The organism is Pseudomonas chlororaphis (assembly GCA_001023535.1).
Classification (GTDB): domain Bacteria; phylum Pseudomonadota; class Gammaproteobacteria; order Pseudomonadales; family Pseudomonadaceae; genus Aquipseudomonas; species Aquipseudomonas chlororaphis_E.
Genome location: CP011020.1, coordinates 5,667,045 through 5,690,157, shown reverse-complemented (window position 1 = coordinate 5,690,157; position 23,113 = coordinate 5,667,045). Strand labels below are relative to the sequence as shown.

Genomic DNA, 23,113 nt, shown 5'->3' with positions numbered 1-23,113 from the left:
CTTCCCATGTACGAATCCCCCAGTTGGTTGCATGAGTTGTGGGTGGCGCGGGACACCTTGTGGGCGGGCTTTGTGACCAGCGTGCAGTGTTCGGTACTGGCGATTTTGCTGGGCACCTTGATCGGCCTGGTCGCCGGGCTGGTATTGACCTATGGCCGAATCTGGATGCGCGCGCCGTTTCGTTTTTATGTCGACCTGATTCGTGGCACGCCGGTGTTTGTGCTGGTGCTGGCCTGCTTTTACATGGCCCCGGCGCTGGGCTGGCAGATCGGCGCGTTCCAGGCCGGTGTCCTGGGCCTGACGCTGTTTTGTGGCTCCCATGTCGCCGAGATCGTGCGCGGTGCCTTGCAGGCGTTGCCCCGCGGGCAGATGGAAGCCAGCCAGGCCATCGGCCTGACGTTCTACCAGGCCCTGGGCTATGTGTTGTTGCCCCAGGCGTTGCGGCAGATCCTGCCGACCTGGGTCAATTCCTCCACCGAGATCGTCAAGGCCTCGACGCTGTTGTCGGTGATCGGGGTGGCCGAACTGCTGCTCAGCACCCAGCAGGTCATTGCCCGGACCTTCATGACGCTGGAGTTCTACCTGTTCGCCGGTTTTCTCTTTTTCATCATCAATTACGCCATCGAGTTACTCGGTCGGCACATTGAAAAACGGGTGGCCTTGCCATGACTGATGTTTCGACTTCCTCCAACGCCCAGCCGCTGCTGGACATTCGTGGCCTGCGCAAACAATACGGCCCGCTCGAAGTGCTCAAGGGCGTGGACCTGAGCCTGCAGCGCGGCAACGTGGTCACGCTGATCGGCTCCAGCGGCTCGGGCAAGACCACGCTGTTGCGCTGCGTGAACATGCTGGAAGAGTTCCAGGGCGGGCGGATCATGCTCGACGGCGAGGCCATCGGCTACGACGAGATCGACGGCAAGCGCGTGCGCCACCCCGAGAAGGTCATTGCCCGGCACCGGGCCATGACCGGCATGGCCTTCCAGCAATTCAACCTGTTCCCCCACCTGACTGCTTTGCAGAACGTCACCCTGGGCCTGCTCAAGGTGAAAAAACTGCCCAAGGACGAAGCGGTGGCCCTGGCCGAGAAGTGGTTGGCGCGGGTCGGCCTGCTGGAACGGCGCAATTACTTTCCCGGTCAGTTGTCCGGCGGCCAGCAGCAGCGCGTCGCGATTGCCCGTGCAATTGCCATGAACCCCAGCCTGATGCTGTTCGACGAGGTGACCTCGGCCCTCGACCCCGAGTTGGTGGGTGAAGTGCTGAGCGTGATCAAGGGCCTGGCCGAAGACGGCATGACCATGCTGCTGGTGACCCACGAAATGCGCTTTGCCTTTGAGGTCTCCGACAAGATCGTGTTCATGAACCAGGGCCGCATCGAAGAGCAGGGCCCGCCGAAGGAATTGTTCGAACGCCCGCAATCGCCACGGTTGGCGGAATTTCTCAAGAACACCCGTTTTTAATTGCATTGCATAAGGAGAAACACCCATGAGCATTACCCGTTACGGCACTGGCAGCAGCGCAGGCGGCGGACAGCCTCGGCCCTTCGCCCGGGCCGTGGAGGCCGATGGCTGGCTGCACGTGTCCGGCCAGGTGCCGGCGGTGGACGGTGAGATCATCGTTGGCGGGATCGTCGAGCAGACGCACCAGACGATGAAGAACCTGATCGCCATTCTCGAAGAGGCCGGCTATGGCCTGGAAGACGTGGTGCGCTGTGGCGTGTGGCTGGACGACCCGCGGGATTTCTGGAGCTTCAACAAGGTGTTCGGCGAATACTTCAGCCCGGAACACGCCCCGGCCCGGGCTTGTGTGCAGGCCAGCATGATGGTCGATTGCAAGGTCGAGATCGATTGCATTGCGTACAAGAAGAAAGCCTGAGTCCAGCGAAAGCACTGTCACTGCGGGCTTGTTTGATTCATCGTGGCAAGAGCGCTGCTGTGGCACGGGCGCTTACTCTGGCGAGGAACGGTGGCAAGGGAGCTTGCTGTGGCGAGGGAGCTTGCTCCCGCTGGGGCGCGCAGCGGCCCTGAGCTTTTGGGGCGGCTACGCCACCCAGCGGGAGCAAGCTCCCTCGCCACAGTTCCTCGCCACAGCAAGCGCCCTTGCCACAGTGAATACTGGCCACCTACGAGTGAATGATCGGAAACCCAAGACATGACCGAAGACACCATCAAACGCCGGGCCCGGGGACTGGATCGGGCGTTCGATATCCTCGATTTCCTCAAGGAAATCGGCCAGCCGCTGCGTCCGAACGACATCGCCAGCGGCATCGGCAGCCCCAAGTCCACGGTCTATGAGCTGGTGGCGTCGCTGCTGGAGCGACGCATCCTCGAACCGGTGGGCAAGGATGGCCACGTTTACCTGGGCCGCCAGTTGTACTTTCTCGGCCAGGCGCACCTGCGTCATTTCGACCTGAGCCGCGAGGCCGACCAGGCCTTGCAGGAGATCGTGCGCCAGACCCGGGAAACCGCGCAGATGTGCCTGCTCAACGGGCGCAAATACACCGTGGCGCTGATGAAGGAGGGCGAACGGCATTTCCGTATTTCATCGGACATCGGCGAAAACGCGCCCATCCCCTGGACAGCCTCCGGTCGCCTGTTGCTGGCGCATCTGAGCGACCAGCAGATCGTCGACCTGATCGACCCCGATGACTTCATCCTGCCAGACGGCGAGCGCCTGCCTCTGGAGCAGTTCCTGAGAGAAATCCGCCAGGCCGGCGACGAGGGGTTCTTCTCGTTCGACAGCGTGGCCGACACCTTCACCCACTGCTTCGCCGCACCGGTCAAAGACCCGAACGGTGTCGCCATCGCCACCCTGTGCATCGTCGCCCCACGGGCCGACGCCAAGAACAATTACGCCGACTATCGCCGGGTGCTGATCGAAAGCGCCAACCACCTGGCCCGGCGCATCAATGAATAGACAATAGCGGTCACCCGCGACCGCGATAGGAGTTCGACCATGTCTTCTGCCATTCAGGACGCAGCCGTAGAGAAGGGCGCCGCCACCGTGGGTGCTCACCTGTTGCGCGACGTCAGCCTGCCGGCGTTGGTGCTGCATCGCCAGGCCCTGGAGCACAACATCCGCTGGATGCAAGCGTTCGTCAGCAATAGCGGTGCCGAACTGGCGCCCCACGGCAAGACCAGCATGACCCCGGCCCTGTTCCGTCGTCAGCTCGACGCCGGCGCCTGGGGCCTGACCCTCGCCACCGCCGTGCAGACCCGTGCCGCGTACGCCCATGGCGTGCGCCGGGTGTTGATGGCCAACCAGCTGGTGGGCACGCCGAACATGGCCCTGGTCGCCGATTTGCTCGCCGATCCGGCGTTCGACTTCCATTGCATGGTCGATCACCCAGACAACGTGGCCGACCTGGGCGCGTTCTTTGCCGCTCGCGGTGTGACATTGAACGTGATGATCGAGTACGGCGTGGTCGGTGGGCGTTGTGGTTGCCGTACGGAGGCTGAAGTGCTGGCCCTGGCCGAGGCGATCCGGGCGCAACCGGCGCTGGCACTGACCGGTATCGAGGGTTACGAGGGCGTGATCCACGGTGACCACGCCATCAGCGGCATCCGCGCGTTCGCCGCGTCCCTGGTCAGTTTGGCGGTGCAGTTGCAAGACAGCGGCGCGTTTGCCATCGATCGACCGATCATCACCGCCTCGGGGTCGGCCTGGTACGACTTGATCGCCGAGTCGTTCGAGGCCCAGAACGCCCATGGGCGCTTCCTCAGTGTGCTGCGCCCCGGCAGTTACGTGGCCCACGACCATGGGATCTACAAAGAGGCCCAGTGCTGCGTGCTGGAGCGTCGCAATGACCTGCACGAAGGCTTGCGCCCGGCCCTGGAAGTCTGGGCCCACGTGCAATCGCTGCCGGAGCCGGGTTTCGCGGTGATCGCCCTGGGCAAGCGTGACGTGGCCTACGACGCCGGCTTGCCGGTCCCGCTCAAGCGCTACACGCCGGGTTCGGATTCGGTGGCGGGCGACGACGTGAGCGGTTGCCAGGTGACGGCGGTGATGGACCAGCATGCGTTCATGACCGTGGCGCCGGGGGTGGCGTTGCGGGTCGGCGATATCGTTTCGTTCGGTACCTCGCATCCGTGCCTGACCTTTGATAAGTGGCGGGTGGGGTGCCTGGTGGATGAGCAGTTGCGGGTGGTCGAGAGCATGGAGACGTGTTTCTAGTCTTTGAACCGAGTTGCGGCTATCGCGAGCAAGCTCGCTCCCACACTGGATTGTTGTGAATACAAAATTTGTGATCGCCATGATCCCCTTGTGGGAGCGAGCTTGCTCGCGATAGCGGCCTGCCAGACACCGCTGAATTATCAGGATCATCCATGAGCAACCCCAAACCCCGCATCGCCCTGATCGGCGAGTGCATGATCGAACTGCAACAACGCGCCGACGGCAGCCTGCACCAGAGTTTCGGCGGCGATACCCTGAACACCGCGGTGTACCTGGCCCGTGCCTTGGGCGACAGGGGCGCGGTGGATTACGTCACGGCCTTGGGCGATGACAGTTTCAGCGACGCCATGTGCCAGGGCTGGGCGGCGGAAAACATCGGCTTGGAACGGGTCCAGCGCTTGCCCGGGCGCCTGCCGGGCTTGTATTGCATCCAGACCGACGCGGCCGGCGAGCGGCGGTTTCTGTACTGGCGCAACGAGGCGGCGGTGCGTGATTGCTTCACCACCCCGGCCGCCGCGCCGATCCTGGCGGCGCTGCCAGGCTATGACGTGCTGTATTTCAGCGGCATTACCCTGGCGGTGCTGGGGGTGCAGGGGCGCGTCAAGCTCATCGAAACCTTGGTCGAGGCACGCCGGCGCGGGGCCCAGGTGGTGTTCGATAACAATTTCCGGCCCAGGCTCTGGGCCTCGATTGACGCGGCTCGGGCGGCGTATCGCAGCGTCCTGCCCCATGTGACGCTGGCGTTGCTGACGGTGGACGACGAGCAGGCGCTATTCGGTCATCAGGACAGCGACGCGGTGTTCGCTGCCTATGCGCCATTGGGCACGCCTGAGGTGGTGCTCAAGCGCGGCGCCGAGGCCTGTTTGATCCGCTGCGATGGGCAGTCTTACGAGGTGCCCGCCCAACGCGTCGAGCGCGTGGTGGACACCACGGCGGCCGGGGATTCGTTCAGCGCCGCCTACCTGGCGAGCCGCTTGCTGGGCGGCAGCCCGGTGGACGCCGCCGAGGCCGGGCATTTGTTGGCGAGCCGGGTGATCCAGGTGCCGGGAGCGCTGATTCCTCGCCCATGAATCACCACAGAACCTCATGTGGGAGCGGGCTTGCTCGCGAAGGCGGTGGGTCAGTCACATTGATACAACCTGACACACCGCCTTCGCGAGCAAGCCCGCTCCCACAGTGGCGGTTTCCAGGCTAATCCCGGTAAAACACCTGCACCAGGTGATAGCCGAACTTGCTCTTGATCGGCCCGTGCACCACCCGCAACGGCTTCTTGAAAATCACCGCGTCGATTGCGCCGACCATCTGCCCCGGCCGGACCTCACCCAGGTCGCCGCCGCGCTTGCCGGAAGGGCAGGTGGAATACTTCTTCGCCAGTACGTCGAAGGCTTCGCCTTTGGCGATGCGCTGCTTGAGCTGTTCGGCTTCTTCGGCGGTTTTCACCAGGATATGGCGGGCTTGGGCTTTCATGGTGGCGCGGACCTGAACGTAACGGGGCGGCGATTATGCCTCAACTCAGCTGTCATGGTTGATCATCGCCCGAATCTTGGTCGCCAGCAGGTCGAGGGTAAACGGCTTGGCCACCATGTCCATGCCCTGGTCGAGAAACCCCTGGCGCTCGGCGGCTTTCTGCGCGTAACCGGTCATGAACAGCACCTTCAGGTCAGGCCGGTGCTGGCGGGCGATTTCCGCCAGTTGCCGGCCATTCATGCCCGGCAGGCCGACGTCCGTCACCAGCAGGTCGATGCGTTGTCCTGACTCCAACAACGGCAGTGCGGTCCTCGCGTCGCGGGCTTCAAGGGCGGTGTAGCCCAGCGCCTCCAACAGGTCGAGCACCAGCATCCGCACTGCGGGCTCGTCCTCCACCAGCAACACGGTTTCCCCGGCGATCGCCGCCGGCACCTCCACCGTCCCGGCTGTCGCAGGCTGTTCGGCGGGCGTCATGCGCAGGCGTGGCAGGTACAACTGCACCCGAGTGCCCAGGCCTGGCACGCTGTCCAGGTTGAGGTGTCCACCGGACTGCTGGGCAAAGCCGTAGATCATCGACAAGCCCAGGCCGGTGCCCTGGCCGATGGGCTTGGTGGTGAAGAACGGATCGAAGGCCTTGGCCAGCACGGAAGGGGTCATGCCGCTGCCGTTGTCGCTGACGGCGATCATCACGTAGTCGCCGGCCTTGACCGGTTCCAGGGTGTCGATGTCATTGCCGTCGAGGTAGACATTGGCGGTTTCGATGACCAGCTCGCCGCCGTCGGGCATGGCGTCCCGGGCGTTGATCACCAGGTTGAGCAGGGCGTTTTCCAGCTGGCTGGCGTCGGTGCTGACCGGCCACAGCTCGTGGCCCAGTTGCAGGCGCAGCACGATGTGCTCGCCGGTGGTGCGCCGGAGCAGGTCTTCCAGCGAGTGCACCAGGTCATTGGGGTCCAGCGGCTTGCGGTCCAGGGACTGGCGACGGGAAAACGCCAGGAGCCGATGGGTCAGCGCGGCGGCGCGGTTGGCCGAGGACACGGCCGCTTCGGTGAAGCGTCCGATTTCCGCCACCCGGCCATCGGCGATGTAGCGCTGCATCAGGTCAAGGCTGCCCAGGATCCCGGTGAGCATGTTGTTGAAGTCATGGGCGATGCCGCCGGTGAGCTGGCCGACCGCTTCCATCTTCTGGGCGTGGCGCAACGCTTCTTCGGCGCGCTCGCGCTCGAACATTTCTTCTTGCAGGCGTTGGTTGGCCTCGGCCAGTTGGCGGGTGCGGGCGATCACCCGGTCTTCCAGGGTCTCGTTGAGGTTGCGCAAGGCTTCTTCGGTCTTCTTGCGCTCGGTTTCGTCGATCACGAAGATGTAGAAGCCGTTCACCGCGCCGTCCGCTCCACGGCGCGGGAGGTAGTTGGTCAGGGCATGGCGCGGCCGGCCATCGCGGTGGGCCGACTCGATGGCGAAACTGCACGGGTGGCCCGCCAGGGCCTCGGCGATGTGCGCGGCGCGCAAGGCATAGGCTTCTTCACCGAGCACTTCGCGGATGGTCTTGCCGTAGAGTTCTTGTGGGGTCAGGCCGTACCAGTCCAGGTAGGCGCTGTTGTTCAGCCGGAAACGCTCGTCGCGGTCCACGTAACTGATGAGGATCGGCATGGCGTTGATGATCAGTTGCAGCTCGTTCTGGCTCTGGCGCAGCGCCTGTTCGGCGTGCTTGCGCTCGGTGAGGTCCAGGGCGGCGCCAAGAAAGCGCTTCGGCCGACCGTGGCGATCCTTGTAGCAGCGGCCCCGGACGAACACCCAGCGCATTTCGCCGGTGGGCTGCACCAGGCGGTATTCCTCGGCGTATTCGGTGCCGTGGCTGATGCAGTGCCTGATGCTGCGGGCAACCATGGCCCGGTCTTCGGGGTGCACGCCTTCAAGGTAGGCGCTGATGGGGAGCTGGCGCGACAGGTTCGGGTCGACGCCATGCAGGCGGGCGAAATGCGCGTCGGCCACGAAGCGGTCCTCGCGGATGTCCCAGTCCCAGGTGCCCAGCGCATCGGCAGCGGCCAGGGCCAGTTGCAGGCGTTCTTCGCTTTCATGCTGGGCCTTGAGGCTGGCTTCGGAGCGGCGCTCGAACTCCTGGGTCAGGCGTCGGCGTTCGCTGGTCTCGATGGCCGTGACCAGGAGGCCGGCGACGTGACCGCCTTCGTCATGCACCGGGCTGTAGGTCAGGTCCAGCCACACGTCGCACAGGCGGCCGGCGAAGGGCACGCGCCATTGCTGGTCGCGGCAGGCATGGCCATGGCCTTGCAATACCCGTTCATAAATCGTCTCGGTCGCGGCCTTGAGCTCGGGCCAGGCGAGGTGGGTCGGCTGGCCGAACGTGCGCGGGTGCTTGTCGCCGATGAGTCGGGCAAAGGCGTCGTTGTACAACTGGCACAGCTGCGGGCCCCACAGCAGGGCCATCGGCATCGGCGAATGGAGCATGATGTCCATGGCGGTGCGCAGGCTCTGGGGCCAGGTGTGGGCAGCGCCCAGCGGGCTCGAGGCCCAGTCCAGGCGGGCGATCAGGCCCTGGGTGTCGCTGCCGACAGGTGTTGCGTTCATCACGGAATCCCTGGAAATCATGTCTGTGTGGCGGTGTCTACTATCCTTCGAGGATGGTAAGCGCGGGTTGGTCTGAAGAGGTGCATGCTCGGGTCAGCTTGTTTCATTGATGTCTCGCGGAAGTTTCAGTCCATGGAAATCGATCCCTTGTTGCGAATCCTGGCGAGCCAGGATGGCTCCGACCTTTATCTGTCCACCGGTGCACCGCCGTGCGCGAAATTCGAGGGGGTGCTCAAGCCCCTGGGTTCCCAGGCGTTCAAGGTTGGCGACATTGCCGGGCTCGCCGAGTCTTTGATGGACGCCGAACAGCGCCTTGAGTTCGATCGAGAGCTGGAAATGAACCTGGCAATTTCCCTCGCCGGCGTCGGGCGGTTCCGGGTCAACGTCTTCAAGCAGCGTAACGACGTGTCCATGGTGATCCGCAACGTCAAGCTGGACATCCCGCGCTTCGAAGACCTGAAGCTGCCTCCGGTGCTGCTGGAGAGCGTGATGCGCAAACAGGGGCTGATCCTGTTCGTCGGCGCCACGGGGTCCGGCAAGTCGACGTCCCTGGCGGCGTTGATCGATTACCGCAATCGCCACAGCAGTGGCCACATCATCACCATCGAGGACCCGGTGGAGTATATCCATCGGCACAAAAAATCGATCATCAACCAGCGTGAGGTCGGTGTCGACACCCGCAGCTTTCACGCCGCCCTGAAAAATACCCTGCGCCAGGCGCCGGACGTGGTGCTGATCGGTGAAATCCGCGACCGGGAAACCATGGAACACGCCCTGGCCTTCGCCGACACCGGGCACCTGGTGATTTCCACGTTGCATGCCCATAACGCCAACCAGGCCCTGGACCGGGTGATCAATTTCTTTCCCGAAGAGCGCCGGCCGCAACTGCTCAGCGACCTGGCCAACAACCTCCAGGCCTTCATCTCCCAGCGCCTGGTGCGCACCGTGAGCGGCCAGCGCCGCGCGGCGGTGGAGGTGATGCTGGGCTCGCCCACGGTGGCCGACCTGATCCGGCGCAACGAACTGAGCGAGCTCAAGGGCATCATGGAGAAATCGGAAGAGCTGGGCATGCAAACCTTCGATCAGGCCCTGTTCAACCTGGTGGTGGAAGGCGCTATCGACGAGGAGCAGGCGCTGAAGAATGCCGACTCGGCGAACAACCTGCGCTTGCGCCTGAAGCTGCATGCCGAGTCGAGCGCCGCGCCGCCGGCTGATCCGGCGGCGGGGGAGTGGGGGTTGTTGGATTGACACAACCCAAGGCGTGTTCCTGTGGCGAGGGAGCTTGCTCCCGCTGGACTGCGCAGCAGGCCTGATGCGGTTGCTGCGCACCCGAGCGGGAGCAAGCTCCCTCGCCACAAAAGCGCTTGGCCGTGCCTAACTGGCCAGTTCCGGCCGCTCCCGAAACTGCTCCAGCGCCTCGGGATTGGCCAGGGCGTCGGTGTTCTTCACCGCCTCGCCATGCACCACGTTGCGCACCGCCAGCTCCACCACCTTGCCGCTGATGGTTCGTGGAATGTCGGTGACCGGCAGGATCTTCGCCGGAACGTGGCGCGGCGTGGTGTTGGCGCGGATGACCTGGCGGATTCGCTGGGCCAGGTCTTCGTCGAACGCCACCCCGTCGCGCAACCGCACGAACAGCACCACCCGCACGTCGCCCTGCCATTGCTGGCCGATGGCAACGCTGTCGAGTACCTGCTCGATCTTTTCTACCTGCCGATAGATTTCCGCCGTGCCGATGCGCACGCCGCCGGGGTTGAGCACCGCGTCGGAGCGCCCGTGGATCAGCAGGCCGCCGTGGGGCAGTTCCTCGGCGTAATCGCCTTGGGCCCACACGCCGGGAAACTGGGCGAAGTAGGACGCGCGCAGCTTTTCCCCCTGGGGGTCGTTCCACAGGCCAATGGGCATTGCCGGGAAATGCCGGGTGCACACCAGTTCGCCTTTCTCGCCGATGACCGCTTTGCCGGCGTCGTTCCAGACCTGCACGGCCATGCCCAGGCTCTTGCCCTGCATTTCGCCCCGGCGCACCGCTGACAGCGGGTTGCCATTGACGAAACACGAGACGATGTCGGTGCCGCCGGACATCGAGGCGAGACAGACGTCTGGCTTGACGTCACGGTACACATAATCGTAGCTGTGGGGCGCCAGCGCCGAGCCGGTGGACAGCAGGGTTTTCAGGCTGTCCAGGTCATGGCTGTGCCGCGGCTTCAGGCCCTGGCTCTCCAGGGCAGCGAGAAATTTCGGGCTGGTGCCGAACACGCTGATGCGGTGCTGGTCGATCAGGTCCAGCAGGCGCTCGGGGCCTGGGTGGAACGGCGAGCCGTCGTAGAGCACCACGGCGCTGCCCACCGCAAGGGCCGACACCAGCCAGTTCCACATCATCCAGCCGCAGGTGGTGTAGTAGAACAGCCGGTCCTGGGGCCCGAGGTCGACGTGCAGGCCGTGTTCCTTGACGTGCTGCAGCAGCACGCCGCCGGTGCCGTGGACGATGCACTTGGGTACGCCGGTGGTGCCGCTGGAGTAGAGGATGTACAGCGGGTGGTCGAAGGGCACGCCGGTGAACTCCGGCTCGCCGCCGCTGTGGTAGAAGTCTGCCCACAAGGCGACGCGGGCCGGGGTCTTGAAGTCGTCCGGGCGTGCTTGCGGCTGGGCGTAGGGCAGCACGATCAGTTGCTGCAGCGACGGCAGCCGCTGGAGGATTTCGTTGACCTTGGCCCGCTGGTCGATGACCTTGCCGGCGTAGCGGTAACCGGCGCAGGTAATCAGTACCTTGGGTTCGATCTGGCCGAACCGATCGATGACGCCTTGGGTGCCGAAGTCCGGTGACGAACAAGACCAGATCGCCCCCAGGCTGGTGGTGGCGAGCATGCCCACCAGTGTCTGCCAGGTGTTGGGCATGCAGGCGGCCACGCGATCGCCCTGGGTGACTCCGGCGGCCCGCAGGCTTCGTTGCAGGCCGGCGACCTGGGCGGCGAGTTCGGCCCAGGTCAGTTGTTCCTGGCCGCCGTCTTCATCGATGGCCACCACCGCGACGGCCTCGTCGCGACGGCGCAACAGATGTTCGGCAAAGTTCAGGGTGGCGCCGGGGAACCACCGGGCACTGGGCATTTGCGGGCCTTCCACCAAAACCTCGCGGGGCGCCTGGTGAAAGTGAATCTCGAAGAAATCGACGATGGCCTGCCAGAAGGCTTCGCGCTGGTCGATGCTCCAGGCGTGCAGGGCCGGGTAGTCGTCGAGTTGCAGAGCGTGTCGGGCGTTGACGAACCGGCGAAAGGCGTCCATTCGCGACTGGGCGATGCGTTCGGGGGTGGGTTGCCAGAGGGTGTCGGACATGGCGTGCCTCTTATTCTTTTATAGGGGCTTACAAACATTGCAGCACAAGGTGCTATTTGTGGCGAGGGAGCTTGCTGTGAGAAGTGCTTCTGTGGCGAGGGAGCTTGCTCCCGCTCGGCTGCGAAGCGGCCGCCAATCGGGGGCGCTACGCACCCCAGCGGGAGCAAGCTCCCTCGCCACAAAGGCGTTCTCGCCTTGGAGATTGGAGGTTACTGAGCCAACCACCCACCGTCGATATTCCACGCCGCGCCACGCACCTGGCTGCCGGCTTCGCTGCACAGGAACAACACCAGTTCGCCCAACTGCGGCGGGGTGACGAATTCCAGGGACGGCTGCTTCTCGGCCAGCAAGTCATGCTGGGCCTGCTGCGGGTCGACGCCGCTGGCGATGCGGTCGTCGATCTGTTTCTGCACCAGCGGCGTCAGCACCCAGCCGGGGCAGATGGCGTTGCACGTCACGTTGCTGGTGGCGGTTTCCAGGCCGACCACCTTGGTCAGGCCGATCACCCCGTGCTTGGCCGCGACATAGGCGGCCTTGCCCACCGAGCCGACCTGGCCGTGCACCGACGCAATGTTGATGATCCGGCCCCAGCCTTTGGCGCGCATGCCCGGCAGGCTCAGGCGAGTGGCGTGGAACACCGAGGACAGGTTGATGGCGATGATCGAGTCCCAGCGCTCCACCGGAAAGTCTTCCACGGCGGCCACGTGCTGGATCCCGGCGTTGTTCACCAGGATGTCGACGCCGCCGAACTCGCGCTCGGCGTAGGCGAGCATGTCGGCGATCTGCGCCGGGTCGCTGACGTCGGCCGGGTGATGGCCGACCCGGCCGGTGAACTGTTGCACCTCGGCGATCACCGCCGAGGCATCGCCAAAGCCATTGAGGATCAGGTTGGCGCCGGCCTTGGCCAGGCCCAGGGCGATGCCCAGGCCGATGCCGCTGGTAGAACCGGTGACCAGGGCAGTCTTGCCCGAAAGGGTTGTCGTCATGGGAACCTCACACAATGCCAGTGGCGTAGAACACGCCGATCACGACGAAGACCGCGAGGGTCTTGATCAGCGTAATGCAGAAAATGTCTTTGTAGGCTTCACGGTGGGTCAGGCCGGTGACCGCCAGCAGGGTGATCACCGCGCCGTTGTGCGGCAGGGTGTCCATGCCGCCACTGGCCATGGCGGCCACGCGGTGCAGCACTTCCAGGGGAATGTTGGCGGCGTGGGCAGCGCTGATGAAACTCTCGGACATGGCCGCCAGGGCGATGCTCATGCCGCCCGAGGCGGAACCGGTGATGCCCGCCAGCAGTGTGACGGTCACGGCTTCATTGACCAGCGGGTTGGGGATGCTCTTGAGCCAGTCGGCCAGGACCAGGAACCCTGGCAACGAAGCGATCACCGCGCCGAAGCCGTATTCCGATGCGGTGTTCATCGCCGCCAGCAGGGCACCGCCCACCGCGCTTTTGCTGCCTTCGGCCAACTTGCTGCGAATGGCCCGGAAGCCAAACGCCAGGACCATGAGAATGCCCACCAGCAAGGCCGCCTGCACGGCCCAGATCGCAGTGAGCTTGGCGATGTCGCTGGTGACCGGGGCAGCCATGCCCGGCAGCGCCAGGCTGTGGCTCTTGCCGTACCACTGGGGAATCCATTGGGTGAACAGCAGGTTCATGATGCCCACCGCCAGCAGCGGCGAAACGGCGATCCACGGGTTGGGCAGTTGGATGTCTTCGGCGGTTTCCGGCTCGTTGCGCAACTGTGTGCCATAGCCTTCGCCCAGGCGTTGGGCCTTGTTGCGCTGGCGCTGGAGGAACAGCATGCCGACGCTGAACACGAAGAGCGTGCCGATCACGCCCAGCCAGGGCGCGGCCCAGGCCGTGGTGTTGAAAAAGGTGCTGGGGATGATGTTCTGGATCTGCGGTGTGCCGGGCAGCGCGTCCATGGTGAAGGAGAACGCACCAAGGGCGATGGTGGCCGGGATCAGCCGCTTGGGAATGTCGCTCTGGCGGAACATCTCGGCGGCGAACGGGTACACCGCGAATACCACCACGAACAGCGACACCCCGCCATAGGTCAGCAGCGCGCAGACCAGCACGATCACCAGCATCGCCTGGCGGGTGCCCAGCAAGCGGATGGCCGCCGCGACGATGGAGCGGGAGAACCCCGACAACTCGATCAGCTTGCCGAACACCGCGCCGAGCAGGAACACCGGAAAGTACAGTTTGATGAAACCGACCATTTTCTCCATGAACACCCCGGTGAATGCAGGGGCCACGGCGGCAGGGTCGGTGAGCAGGACGGCGCCGAGGGCGGCGATGGGGGCAAAGAGGATAACGCTGTAGCCACGGTAGGCGGCGACCATCAGCAGCGCGAGGGCTGCCAGGGCAATGATCACACTCATGGTGTGTCTCCTGGGATTGTTATTGTTGTGGTGAAGCGGTGACGGAGGCTTTAGCGAGTTCTGTGCCAGGTAGGTAACTTGCTGAAATTTAAGGAATTATTTTTTGAGCAGTGTGAACTGGAAAGGATTTGTCTCTGTTTTGAGATTTTCAGGGAGGGTACTGGCCTCTTCGCGGGCAAGCCCGCTCCCACATTAGACCGTGGTGTCTTGTCAAAATGCGGGAGTGGGCTTGCCCGCGAAGAGCGCGGAGCGCTCAACAAAGGCATGATCAAAAAAAGAGACAATCGTCTCGTTATTGAGACTCGGCAATCCCCAGCGCCACCATTTTCTTGTACAGTGTCGACCGCCCCAGTCCCAATCGCTGCGCCGCGTCGACCACCTTGCCGCCGCATTGCGCGAGGGTGGTTTCGATCAACTGCCGGTCGAATCGCGCCCGGGCCTGACTGAAGGTTTCCTGGGGCAGCGGCTCCAGGGCCGGGCTGGTGCTGCGGGTCACGGGGGTGAAGGTGCCGATGGCCGCGCGGATGTCGGTGGCGGTGAGCAGCAGGTTGTCGCTGAGCAACGCGGCCCGTTCCAGCACGTTGCGCAGTTCGCGGATGTTCCCCGGCCAGGCGTGTTGCCCCAGCAGGTGGAGGGCGTCGGGGTTCAGTTCGTGCTGGCTGCGCAGGTCTTCGAGGATCGCTTCGCTCAGGGCGGGCAAGTCGTCGAGGCGCTCGCGCAGGGGCGGAACCTGGATCGGCAGCACATTGAGACGGTAATACAGGTCGGCGCGGAACTCGCCGCGCTTGATGGCCGCTTCCAGGTCCATGGATGTGGCGGCGATCACCCGCACATCGCTTTGCAGCACTGCGTTGGAACCCACCGGCTCGTACTCTTTTTCCTGGAGCACCCGCAGCAGCTTGCTTTGCAACGGCAGCGGCATGTCGCCGATCTCATCGAGGAACAAGGTGCCGCCCTGGGCAATCTGCAGTTTGCCGGCGCGGCCCTTGCGGTCGGCCCCGGTAAAGGCGCCGGGCGCGGTGCCGAAGAACTCGGCCTCCAGCAGCGCCTCGGGGATCGCCGCGCTGTTGATGCTGACAAAGGCTTTGTGCGCCCGGGGCGAGGCACTGTGGATCGCCTGGGCCAGCAGTTCCTTGCCGGTGCCGGTTTCGCCCAGCAGCAGCACTGGCGAATCGGTGCTGGCGCTGCGCCGGGCACGACGCTTGACCTCCAGGCCGGCGCTGCTGGTGCCGATGAAATGGGCGAAATTGTACTTGGTCTGCCGCGCCCGCAGCAGCGAGCGGGTGGAGGCCAGTTCTTCCTGCATGCTCAAGTAACGCTTGAGCATCGGCGACAGGCGATGCAGTTCCCCGAACAGGGCAAAGCCGATGGCGCCGATGACCGCCCCGGCGCTGTCATGGATCGGCAGGCGCATCACCACCAGCGGCTCCTTGGGCATCTCCTGCATGTCGAGCAATATCGGCTGCCCGGTACGCACCACCTCCCGCAACAGGCTGCCGGGGATCACGCTCTCGCAGGCTCGACCTATCGCTTCCTGTGCCGAGTTCAGGCCGAAGCGCCGGGCGTAGCGTTCGTTCATCCAGACGATATTCGCGTCCCGGTCGACGATGACCGTGCCTTCGCTGGATTGCTCGATGATTTCGAACAACGAACGGATCGCCAGGGTGCGTACGCGCTGGTAGTCCTTGAGATTTTCGGTCGGGCGCATCGGGCGTTTCCAGAAAGAGGTGGGGGGTGGTGTCCTCTGGCGAGTCTGTTGCAGCGGCATTATGCCGTAGAACCCTTTGATTGAGATCCGTGGTTTGCGCGGCGGGAAAATTGTACAGTTATTTTTGATTTGTACATTTTTGGAGGCCCTCTATGAATCCGTTCAATCCTCGCAAACTCGCGCTTTCGAAATGGACGGCCTGCGCGCCGGTTAATAAGGAAAAGCATTTCCTGGTCACCCAGCTGATCTGTGATGAGGTCGGCGTGCCGCTGCAGGTAGAATTACAAGCGGTCTACAGTGGCCGTGCCGAGCGGCTGGACTGGCGCGAGTTGCGCGATGACAAGCGTTGGCGCATGGGCTGGAAATGAAAGGGGCTTGGTGATTGAAGGCGCCTCAAGAAGGGCTTTAAGTTGTACATAAATAAAAACTTGTACAATTATTGTTGCAGTCATGGCTTAATGGCATCTCTCCAACCAAAAGGCACCTGAGCCTTCAGGTCGCTCGACCCACGCATCCAACGTTCCAGAGTGGCGCCCATGTTCATTCGTACCCGCAAGCATCAGCAGGTCTTGCATGAAATCCAGGCCAGGGAGGCTTATCTTCAAGCGCAGCACCTGGCGCTGCATGCCTGTATGGCCATGCTCGAGCTCGCGCCGACCGGTGAGGTGCTGGGCGCCAGTCCCCTGTTCCTGCAAATGACCGGGTACTCGCTCGACGAGATCCTGGGCAAGCACCACCAGACCTTTTGCGCGCCGGCCTACGCCCGCAGCCCGCAGTACGCAACGCTGTGGCAGCGCTTGGTGCGAGGTGAAAGTGCCAGCGACCGGTTTCTGCAATTGACCCGTGATGGACGCTGGACATGGGTGGAGGCCGACTACGTCCCGGTACGAGAGGCGGGAGCAAGTGTGCAGCGCATCATCAGCATCGTTCGCGACGTCAACGATGAGGTGCTTCGTTCCCAGGCCGAGTCCAGCTTCACGCAGGCGATCGACCGCTCGATGGCGGTCATCGAGTTTGACCTGAGCGGGCAGGTGGTCAATGCCAATACGAATTTCCTGAAGGTGGTGGGCTACGGCCTGGAAGAGGTGCGCGGCCAGCACCACCGTTTGTTCTGCAAACCCAGCGAGGCGCAGAGCGAAGCCTATCGCAGCTTCTGGGCCGCACTGAACCGGGGCGAATACATGGGAGGGCTTTTCGAGCGGGTCGACAAGCGCGGGGCGACCCTCTGGCTGCAGGCCACCTACAACCCGCTCTATGATGCCCAGGGTCATTTGTATGGGGTGGTCAAGTTCGCCACCGATTGCACCGCTGAGATCGAACAACGCCAGCGCGAATCGAGGGCGGCGCAGTTGGCCTTCGAGACGTCGCGGCAGACCGATGAACACACCCGGCTCGGCACCGCCGTTGTGCAGGAAACCGTGACCGTCGTGCAGAGCATCGCCGATGAACTCCAGGCAGTGGCCACGGGCATCGGGGCCCTGAGCGCGCAGTCCGAGGAAATCGGCACCATCGTCGATGCCATCCGGGGCATTGCCGAACAGACCAATCTGTTGGCCCTCAATGCCGCCATCGAAGCAGCCCGCGCGGGGGAGCAGGGGCGTGGCTTCGCAGTCGTGGCCGATGAGGTGCGCAACCTGGCACGGCGTACGAGCCAGGCCACCGTCGCCATCACTGAGGTGGTCGGCAAGAACCGCGAGCTCGCCAGGCAAGCGGTCACCAGCATGCAGTCGAGTACCCTCAAGGCAGAGCAGGGGGTCACATTGGCGAACGAGGCGGGGGCGGTCATCCAGGATATTCACCGGGGCGCGCAGCAGGTCGTGACGGTGATGGGCGATTTCGCCAGCACCCTGGACCAGCGACGGGGCGCCTGAACGGCGGGCTTAGCCGGGATGCGCCGCCGCCAAAAGCTCCTTGGTGTAGGCATGGCGGGGCGCGTCGAAGACGTCATGGCTGGCGCCGCATTCGACCACCTTGCCATCCTTGATGACGATCACGTCGTGGGCCAGGGCGCGCACCACCGCCAGGTCATGGCTGATGAACAGGTAGGTCAACCCGTGCTTTTCCTGGAGCTGGCGGAGCAGGGCGACCACTTGCTTTTGCACGGTCCGGTCCAGGGCCGAGGTCGGTTCGTCCAACAGCATCAGTGCCGGCTTGAGCACCAGCGCCCGGGCAATGGCGATGCGCTGGCGCTGGCCACCGGAAAACTCATGGGGGTAGCGATGCCGGCTCTGCGGGTCCAGGCCGACTTCCTTGAGAGCCTGGATCACCCGTGCCTCGCACTCCTCGGCGCTGGAGGGGCTATGGACCTCAAGGCCTTCGCTGATGATCTGCTGCACCGACATCCGTGGGCTGAGGCTGCCGAATGGGTCCTGGAACACCACCTGCATCTGCTTGCGCCAGGGGCGCAGGGCCTTCTGTGATAGATGATCGAGGGCTTCCCCCTGGAAACGGATGCTGCCCTCGGACTCGATCAACCGCAGGATCGCCTGGCCGAGCGTGGACTTGCCGGAGCCGGACTCACCAACGATGCCCAGGGTCTTGCCGCGCTGGATATTCAGGCTGATGCCGTCCACGGCGCGCAGGTATTGCTTGCGCTGGAACAGCCCGCCGCCAAGGGCGAAACTCACGCGCAGGTCCTGGACCTGGAGCACGTCCTCGCGATCATCCCGGGGCAGCGCCTCGCCTTCCGGTTCGGCGTGCAGCAGCTCGCAGCTGTAGGGGTGTTTCGGTGCGCTGAACAGGGTTTCGCACGGCGCTTGCTCGACGATCTCGCCGGCCTTCATCACGCACACCCGTTGGGCGATGCTGCGCACCAGGTTCAAGTCGTGGCTGATCAACAGCAGCGACATACCGAGCCGCTGCTGGAGGGACTTGAGCAGCAACAGGATCTTGCGCTGCACGGTCACGTCCAGGGCGGTGGTCGGCTCGTCGGCGATCAACAGTTCCGGCTCGCAGGCCAGGGCCATGGCAATCATCACCCGTTGTCGCTGACCGCCCGACAGTTGATGCGGATACGCCTTGAGCCGTTCGGTGGGGTTCTGGATACCCACCAGGGCGAGCAGTTCCAGGATGCGCGCGCGCGCCGCCTTGCCGCCCAGCCCACGGTGCAGCATCAGGGTTTCACCGATCTGTTTTTCGACACTGTGCAACGGGTTCAGGGACGTCATCGGTTCCTGGAAGATCATTGCGATCCGGTTGCCGCGCAACTCGCGCAAGGTCTTGGCGTCGGCGCCCACCAGTTCCTGATCGCGATAGCGAATGCTGCCGGTGGTGCGGGTGCCGGTGTCGGGCAACAGTTGCAGGATCGAATGGGCCGTCACCGACTTGCCGGAGCCTGATTCGCCCACCAGCGCCAGGCACTCGCCGGGGCGGATGTCCAGGCACAGGCTGCGCACCACGGTGTGGTCGTTGAAGGCCACGCTCAGGTCGCGGATTTCGATCAGGTTGTCGCTCATTCCCGGATCAGGATCGTGGATCGAACGCATCGCGCAGGGCCTCCCCAATGAACACCAGCAGCGAAAGGATCAGCGCCAGGGTGAAGAACGCCGTCAGCCCCAGCCACGGTGCTTGCAGGTTTTGCTTGCCCTGGCCAATCAGCTCGCCCAGCGAAGCGCTGCCGGCCGGCATGCCGAAGCCGAGGAAATCCAGGGCGGTGAGGGTGGAAATCGCGCCGGTGAGAATGAAGGGCAGGTAGCTCAGGGTGGCATTCATCGCGTTGGGCAGGATGTGCCGCACGATCACCTTGCGATCGGACAGGCCCAGGGCCCGGGCGGCTTTCACGTATTCGAGATTGCGCCCGCGCAGGAACTCGGCTCGCACCACGTCTACCAGGGCCAGCCAGGAAAACAGCGCCATGATCCCCAGCAACCACCAGAAATTCGGCTCGACGAAACCGGACAGGATGATCAACAGGTAAAGCACCGGCAGCCCGGACCAGACTTCCAATAGGCGTTGCCCCAGCAGGTCGACCCAGCCGCCGTAGTAGCCCTGCAGCGCACCGGCAGCGATGCCGATCAGCGCGCTGATGGCGGTCAATGCCAGGGCGAACAGGATCGACACCCGGGCGCCGAAGATCACCCGGGCCAACACGTCCCGGGACTGATCATCGGTGCCCAGCCAGTTCACCGAGGTGGGTGGGCTCGGCGCCGGTTGGGTGAGGTCGTAGTTGGGGGTGTCGTCGCTGAACGGGATCGGCGGGAACAGCAGCCAGCCGCCGTCCTTGTGGATCAGGTTCTGCACGTAGCTGCTGCGGTAGTCGGCCTGGAACGGCAGTTGCCCGCCGAACGCCTGCTCGGTGTAGCGCTTGAACACCGGGAAGTACAGCGAACCCTGGTAGCTCACCACCAGCGGCTTGTCGTTGGCGATCAGCTCGCCGCCCAGGGTGAGGGTGAACAGGCCAATGAACAGCCACAGCGACCACCAGCCCCGACGGTTTTTCTTGAAGCGCTCGAAGCGCCGGCGGCCCAAGGGCGAAAGTCTGAACATCAGGCGTTCCTCGCGGCGAAGTCGATGCGCGGGTCCACCAGGGTGTAGCAGAGGTCGCCGATCAGTTTGATCAGCAGGCCGAACAGCGTGAAGATGAACAGCGAGCCGAACACCACCGGATAATCCCGGGACACCGCCGCTTCGTAGCTCATGCGTCCCAGGCCATCGAGGGAAAAGATCACCTCGATCAGCAACGACCCGGCAAAGAACACGCTGATGAACGCCTGGGGAATCCCCGAGGCCACCAGGAGCATGGCATTGCGGAACACATGCCCGTACAGCACCCGGCGTTCGCTCATGCCCTTGGCACGGGCGGTGACCACGTACTGGCGAGTGATTTCATTGAGGAACGAGTTCTTGGTCAGGATCGTCAGCGTGGCGAAGCCGCCGATCACCAGCGAGCTCACCGGCAGCACCAGGTGCCAGAAGTAGTCGGCGACCTTGCCCAGTGTCGACAGCGACTCGAAGTTATCCGACACCAGCCCGCGCACCGGAAACCAGTTCAGCGATGTGCCGCCGGCGAACATCACGATCAGGAACATCGCGAACAGGAACGCCGGCATGGCATAGCCAATGATGATCGCCGTGCTGCTCCACACATCGAAAGCAGAGCCGTGGCGGACCGCCTTGCGAATGCCCAGGGGGATCGACACCAGGTAGGTGATCAGCGTTGCCCAGAGCCCGAGGGAAATGGTCACCGGCATTTTCTCCAGGATCAGGTCGGTGACCGTGGCGCCGCGGAAAAAACTCTTGCCGAAATCCAGTCGAGCATAACTGCTGAGCATCAGCCACAGGCGTTCATGGGCCGGCTTGTCGAAGCCGTACTGTTTCTCGATGTCCTTGATCAGTTGCGGGTCCAGGCCCCGGCTGGCGCGGGAGCTGCCGGTCATGGCGTTGCCCGAGCTGCCGACGCTGGCGCCGCCGATGCCTTGCAGGTGGGCGATGGCTTGCTCCACCGGCCCGCCGGGCGCGGCCTGGATGATGACGAAGTTCACCAGCAGGATGATCACCAGGGTCGGAATGATCAGCAGCAGCCGACGTGCGATGTAAGCCCACATCAATGCCGTCCTCCAGGTGCGCCACGCTTGATGCGCTCGGCGGTCATCTGCTCGTTGGTCAGCGGCGTGGTGCTGATCTCCCACCAGCTTTCGATGGCTTCGTCATTGCTGGCCTGCACCTTCGGAATGCCGAAGCGGTTCCACCACACGGTCGAGCTGCCCGGCGGGTAGTAGTTGGGGATCCAGTAGTAGTTCCACTGCAGCACCCGGTCGAGGGCGTGGGCATGGCGCAGCATGTCGCCCTGGGTGGTGGCCTTGACCAGTCCGTCGATCAGGCTGTCCACCGCCGGGTTCTTCAAGACCATGTAATTGTTGGCGCCCGGATCGTTGGCCGCCGCCGAACCAAAGTAGTTGTAGAGTTCAATGCCCGGCGACGTACTGACCGGGTAGCCGGTGACGATCATGTCGTAGTCGCGGCTCATCAGGCGATTGACGTACTGGGATGGGTCGATGCGGCGGATGCTCATGTCGATGCCGATCTGCGCCAGGTTGCGCTTGTACGGCAGCAGCAGGCGGTCCATGCCGTTCTGGGTGTTCAGGAACGTGAAGCTCAGCGGTTCGCCCTCGGCATTCACCAGGCGATCACCTTCGGGCTTCCAGCCGGCCTGTTCCAGCAGGGCCAGGGCTTGCAGCTGTTTGTCGCGGATCACGCCGCTGCCATCGGTTTTCGGTGCCTCGAACACCTGGTCGAAGACTTCGTCGGGAACTTGCCCGCGCAAGGGTTCGAGGATCGCCCGTTCGGCGGCATCAGGCAGTTGCCGGGCGGCCAGGTCGGTGTTGGAGAAGAAACTTTGCTGACGCACATAGACGTTGCGCATCATCTGGCGGTTGCTCCATTCGAAATCCCAGAGCATCGCCAGGGCCTGGCGAACCCGGCGGTCCTGGAACTGCGGGCGTTGCAGGTTGAAGACAAACCCCTGGGCCGTCTGCGGTGCCTCGGTGGCAAGGTGGGCCTTTTGCAGGCGACCGTCGCGCAGGGCCGGGCTGTCATAGCCGATGGAAAAACCGGTGGCGGAAAATTCCCGGTTGTAGTCGTAAGCGCCGCCGCGCAGCACTTGCCGGGCGACATCGGTGTCGCCGAAATACTCGATGCTGAAATGGTCGAAATTGTACAGTCCGCGGCTGACCGGCAGGTCCTTGCCCCACCAGTCGGCGTTGCGTTCGAACCTGATGCTGCGGCCGGAATCGACCTTGCCCACGCGATACGGGCCACTGCCCAGCGGTGCTTCGTAGCCGCCTCCGCTGGCGAAGTCGCGGCTCTTCCACCAATGTTCGGGCAAGACCGGCAAGGTGGCGATATCCAGGGGCAGGGTGCGGCTTTCATTGTTCTTGAAGTCGAAGCGCACGGTGCGCTCGTCTTCGATGACCACGTCTTTGACGGCGGCGAACTGGGCGCGATAGCGCAGGCTGCCCTGGCTCATCAGCAGCTCGAAACTGTAGCGCACGTCCTGGGCGGTGATCGGCTTGCCATCGGCGAAGCGGGCCTTGGGGTTCAGGTAGAACCGCAGGAACAGGCCGTCGTCCGAACGCTCCATTTTCTCGGCCACCAGGCCATAGACGGTGTAGGGTTCATCCAGCGAACGCTGGGCCAGCGGCGAATACAGCAAGCCGTCGATCTGGCTGACGCCGATGCCTTTGTCGATGTAGGGCAGGACATGGTCGAACTGGCCGATCTCGACGGCCGAGCGGCGCAAGGTGCCGCCCTTGGGCGCCTGGGGGTTGGCGTAGGCAAAGTGGCCGAAGCCTTCGGAATATTTGGCCGGTTCGCCATAGACGGTCAGTGCGTGTTGCGGTGCGGCAGCCACACCGGCGGCGCCTGTCAGCAGGGCCACGGCGGTCAACAGCAATGAAGGAAACGCCAGTCGCATTGTCAGCCTTAAAGCCGGGTGATCGATAAGCACGATTTGTACGCGAGCGGCGCGCTGAT

The 23,113-nt window shown here is 63.9% G+C and carries 19 protein-coding genes; 9 read left to right on the top strand and 10 right to left on the bottom strand.

Annotated features, from left to right (window positions below; all coding sequences use genetic code 11):
* Positions 1-6: 6 nt before the first annotated feature.
* From VM99_24810 to VM99_24785, 6 genes are all read left to right on the top strand, one after another.
* Positions 7-669, top strand: a complete 663-nt coding sequence (locus tag VM99_24810; GenBank protein AKK01124.1) for an ABC transporter permease — start codon at positions 7-9, stop codon at positions 667-669.
* A complete protein-coding gene (locus tag VM99_24805; protein ID AKK01123.1) occupies positions 666-1,457 on the top strand; it encodes an ATP-binding protein in 792 nt (263 codons plus the stop codon). The genes VM99_24810 and VM99_24805 overlap by 4 nt, the downstream gene beginning before the upstream one ends.
* A gap of 25 nt (positions 1,458-1,482) precedes the next feature.
* On the top strand, positions 1,483-1,872 hold the full coding sequence (locus tag VM99_24800) for an endoribonuclease L-PSP (GenBank protein AKK01122.1): 390 nt from the start codon (positions 1,483-1,485) through the stop codon (positions 1,870-1,872).
* Positions 1,873-2,148: 276 nt separating this feature from the next.
* On the top strand, positions 2,149-2,913 hold the full coding sequence (locus VM99_24795) for an IclR family transcriptional regulator (protein ID AKK01121.1): 765 nt from the start codon (positions 2,149-2,151) through the stop codon (positions 2,911-2,913).
* 39 nt (positions 2,914-2,952) lie between these two features.
* Positions 2,953-4,170 (top strand): amino acid deaminase, encoded by a 1,218-nt coding sequence (locus tag VM99_24790; GenBank protein ID AKK01120.1) that lies wholly within the window; start codon positions 2,953-2,955, stop codon positions 4,168-4,170.
* A 152-nt stretch (positions 4,171-4,322) separates the two neighbouring features.
* Positions 4,323-5,240 carry a ketodeoxygluconokinase gene (locus tag VM99_24785; protein AKK01119.1) on the top strand — a complete coding sequence of 306 codons (918 nt, stop codon included), beginning with the start codon at positions 4,323-4,325 and terminating at the stop codon, positions 5,238-5,240.
* Positions 5,241-5,361: 121 nt separating this feature from the next.
* On the opposite strand, the gene VM99_24780 is transcribed toward VM99_24785, so the two are convergent.
* Both VM99_24780 and VM99_24775 read right to left on the bottom strand, forming a co-directional pair.
* On the bottom strand, positions 5,362-5,637 hold the full coding sequence (locus tag VM99_24780) for a peptidylprolyl isomerase (protein ID AKK01118.1): 276 nt from the start codon (positions 5,635-5,637) through the stop codon (positions 5,362-5,364).
* 45 nt (positions 5,638-5,682) lie between these two features.
* Positions 5,683-8,220 (bottom strand): histidine kinase, encoded by a 2,538-nt coding sequence (locus tag VM99_24775; GenBank protein ID AKK01117.1) that lies wholly within the window; start codon positions 8,218-8,220, stop codon positions 5,683-5,685.
* 132 nt (positions 8,221-8,352) lie between these two features.
* Here VM99_24775 and VM99_24770 point away from each other — a divergent pair, with 132 nt between their 5' ends.
* Positions 8,353-9,468, top strand: a complete 1,116-nt coding sequence (locus VM99_24770) for a twitching motility protein PilT (protein ID AKK01116.1) — start codon at positions 8,353-8,355, stop codon at positions 9,466-9,468.
* Between the two features lie 126 nt (positions 9,469-9,594).
* Here VM99_24770 and VM99_24765 read toward each other — a convergent pair whose 3' ends face one another.
* The 4 genes from VM99_24765 to VM99_24750 all read right to left on the bottom strand — a co-directional run bounded on the left by VM99_24765 (position 9,595) and on the right by VM99_24750 (position 15,643).
* Positions 9,595-11,550, bottom strand: a complete 1,956-nt coding sequence (locus VM99_24765) for an acetoacetyl-CoA synthetase (protein AKK01115.1) — start codon at positions 11,548-11,550, stop codon at positions 9,595-9,597.
* 209 nt (positions 11,551-11,759) lie between these two features.
* On the bottom strand, positions 11,760-12,536 hold the full coding sequence (locus VM99_24760; protein AKK01114.1) for a 3-hydroxybutyrate dehydrogenase: 777 nt from the start codon (positions 12,534-12,536) through the stop codon (positions 11,760-11,762).
* A 7-nt stretch (positions 12,537-12,543) separates the two neighbouring features.
* Positions 12,544-13,935 carry a transporter gene (locus tag VM99_24755; protein ID AKK01113.1) on the bottom strand — a complete coding sequence of 464 codons (1,392 nt, stop codon included), beginning with the start codon at positions 13,933-13,935 and terminating at the stop codon, positions 12,544-12,546.
* 292 nt (positions 13,936-14,227) lie between these two features.
* On the bottom strand, positions 14,228-15,643 hold the full coding sequence (locus VM99_24750; GenBank protein ID AKK01112.1) for a Fis family transcriptional regulator: 1,416 nt from the start codon (positions 15,641-15,643) through the stop codon (positions 14,228-14,230).
* A 152-nt stretch (positions 15,644-15,795) separates the two neighbouring features.
* Between VM99_24750 and VM99_24745 the strand changes: the two genes are divergently transcribed.
* Together VM99_24745 and VM99_24740 are read left to right on the top strand one after the other, a co-directional pair.
* Positions 15,796-16,011: a hypothetical protein gene (locus tag VM99_24745; GenBank protein ID AKK01111.1), complete on the top strand. Its 216-nt coding sequence runs from the start codon at positions 15,796-15,798 to the stop codon at positions 16,009-16,011.
* Between the two features lie 168 nt (positions 16,012-16,179).
* Positions 16,180-17,514, top strand: coding sequence for a pili assembly chaperone (locus VM99_24740; protein AKK01110.1), 1,335 nt, complete (start codon positions 16,180-16,182; stop codon positions 17,512-17,514).
* Between the two features lie 9 nt (positions 17,515-17,523).
* On the opposite strand, the gene VM99_24735 is transcribed toward VM99_24740, so the two are convergent.
* The 4 genes from VM99_24735 to VM99_24720 are packed head-to-tail and all read right to left on the bottom strand — an operon-like array spanning position 17,524 to position 23,054.
* Positions 17,524-19,098, bottom strand: a complete 1,575-nt coding sequence (locus VM99_24735; protein AKK01109.1) for a microcin ABC transporter ATP-binding protein — start codon at positions 19,096-19,098, stop codon at positions 17,524-17,526.
* 7 nt (positions 19,099-19,105) lie between these two features.
* On the bottom strand, positions 19,106-20,128 hold the full coding sequence (locus VM99_24730) for an ABC transporter permease (GenBank protein ID AKK01108.1): 1,023 nt from the start codon (positions 20,126-20,128) through the stop codon (positions 19,106-19,108).
* Positions 20,128-21,186 carry a peptide ABC transporter permease gene (locus VM99_24725; GenBank protein ID AKK01107.1) on the bottom strand — a complete coding sequence of 353 codons (1,059 nt, stop codon included), beginning with the start codon at positions 21,184-21,186 and terminating at the stop codon, positions 20,128-20,130. The genes VM99_24730 and VM99_24725 overlap by 1 nt, the downstream gene beginning before the upstream one ends.
* Complete coding sequence (locus tag VM99_24720) at positions 21,186-23,054, bottom strand: ABC transporter substrate-binding protein (protein ID AKK01106.1); 1,869 nt, start codon at positions 23,052-23,054, stop codon at positions 21,186-21,188. Before VM99_24720 ends, VM99_24725 begins: the two co-directional genes overlap by 1 nt.
* Between the last annotated feature and the right edge of the window lie 59 nt (positions 23,055-23,113).

Bases quoted from the DNA above. Each gene is read 5' to 3' on its own strand.
- VM99_24730 (AKK01108.1), bottom strand. From the start codon at position 20,128: ATGTTCAGACTTTCGCCCTTGGGCCGCCGGCGCTTCGAGCGCTTCAAG.
- VM99_24720 (AKK01106.1), bottom strand. From the start codon at position 23,054: ATGCGACTGGCGTTTCCTTCATTGCTGTTGACCGCCGTGGCCCTGCTG.
- VM99_24735 (AKK01109.1), bottom strand. From the start codon at position 19,098: ATGAGCGACAACCTGATCGAAATCCGCGACCTGAGCGTGGCCTTCAAC.
- VM99_24755 (AKK01113.1), bottom strand. From the start codon at position 13,935: ATGAGTGTGATCATTGCCCTGGCAGCCCTCGCGCTGCTGATGGTCGCC.
- VM99_24760 (AKK01114.1), bottom strand. From the start codon at position 12,536: ATGACGACAACCCTTTCGGGCAAGACTGCCCTGGTCACCGGTTCTACC.
- VM99_24740 (AKK01110.1), top strand. From the start codon at position 16,180: ATGTTCATTCGTACCCGCAAGCATCAGCAGGTCTTGCATGAAATCCAG.
- VM99_24785 (AKK01119.1), top strand. From the start codon at position 4,323: ATGAGCAACCCCAAACCCCGCATCGCCCTGATCGGCGAGTGCATGATC.
- VM99_24795 (AKK01121.1), top strand. From the start codon at position 2,149: ATGACCGAAGACACCATCAAACGCCGGGCCCGGGGACTGGATCGGGCG.
- VM99_24745 (AKK01111.1), top strand. From the start codon at position 15,796: ATGAATCCGTTCAATCCTCGCAAACTCGCGCTTTCGAAATGGACGGCC.
- VM99_24780 (AKK01118.1), bottom strand. From the start codon at position 5,637: ATGAAAGCCCAAGCCCGCCATATCCTGGTGAAAACCGCCGAAGAAGCC.
- VM99_24765 (AKK01115.1), bottom strand. From the start codon at position 11,550: ATGTCCGACACCCTCTGGCAACCCACCCCCGAACGCATCGCCCAGTCG.
- VM99_24725 (AKK01107.1), bottom strand. From the start codon at position 21,186: ATGTGGGCTTACATCGCACGTCGGCTGCTGCTGATCATTCCGACCCTG.
- VM99_24750 (AKK01112.1), bottom strand. From the start codon at position 15,643: ATGCGCCCGACCGAAAATCTCAAGGACTACCAGCGCGTACGCACCCTG.
- VM99_24810 (AKK01124.1), top strand. From the start codon at position 7: ATGTACGAATCCCCCAGTTGGTTGCATGAGTTGTGGGTGGCGCGGGAC.
- VM99_24800 (AKK01122.1), top strand. From the start codon at position 1,483: ATGAGCATTACCCGTTACGGCACTGGCAGCAGCGCAGGCGGCGGACAG.
- VM99_24805 (AKK01123.1), top strand. From the start codon at position 666: ATGACTGATGTTTCGACTTCCTCCAACGCCCAGCCGCTGCTGGACATT.
- VM99_24775 (AKK01117.1), bottom strand. From the start codon at position 8,220: ATGAACGCAACACCTGTCGGCAGCGACACCCAGGGCCTGATCGCCCGC.
- VM99_24770 (AKK01116.1), top strand. From the start codon at position 8,353: ATGGAAATCGATCCCTTGTTGCGAATCCTGGCGAGCCAGGATGGCTCC.
- VM99_24790 (AKK01120.1), top strand. From the start codon at position 2,953: ATGTCTTCTGCCATTCAGGACGCAGCCGTAGAGAAGGGCGCCGCCACC.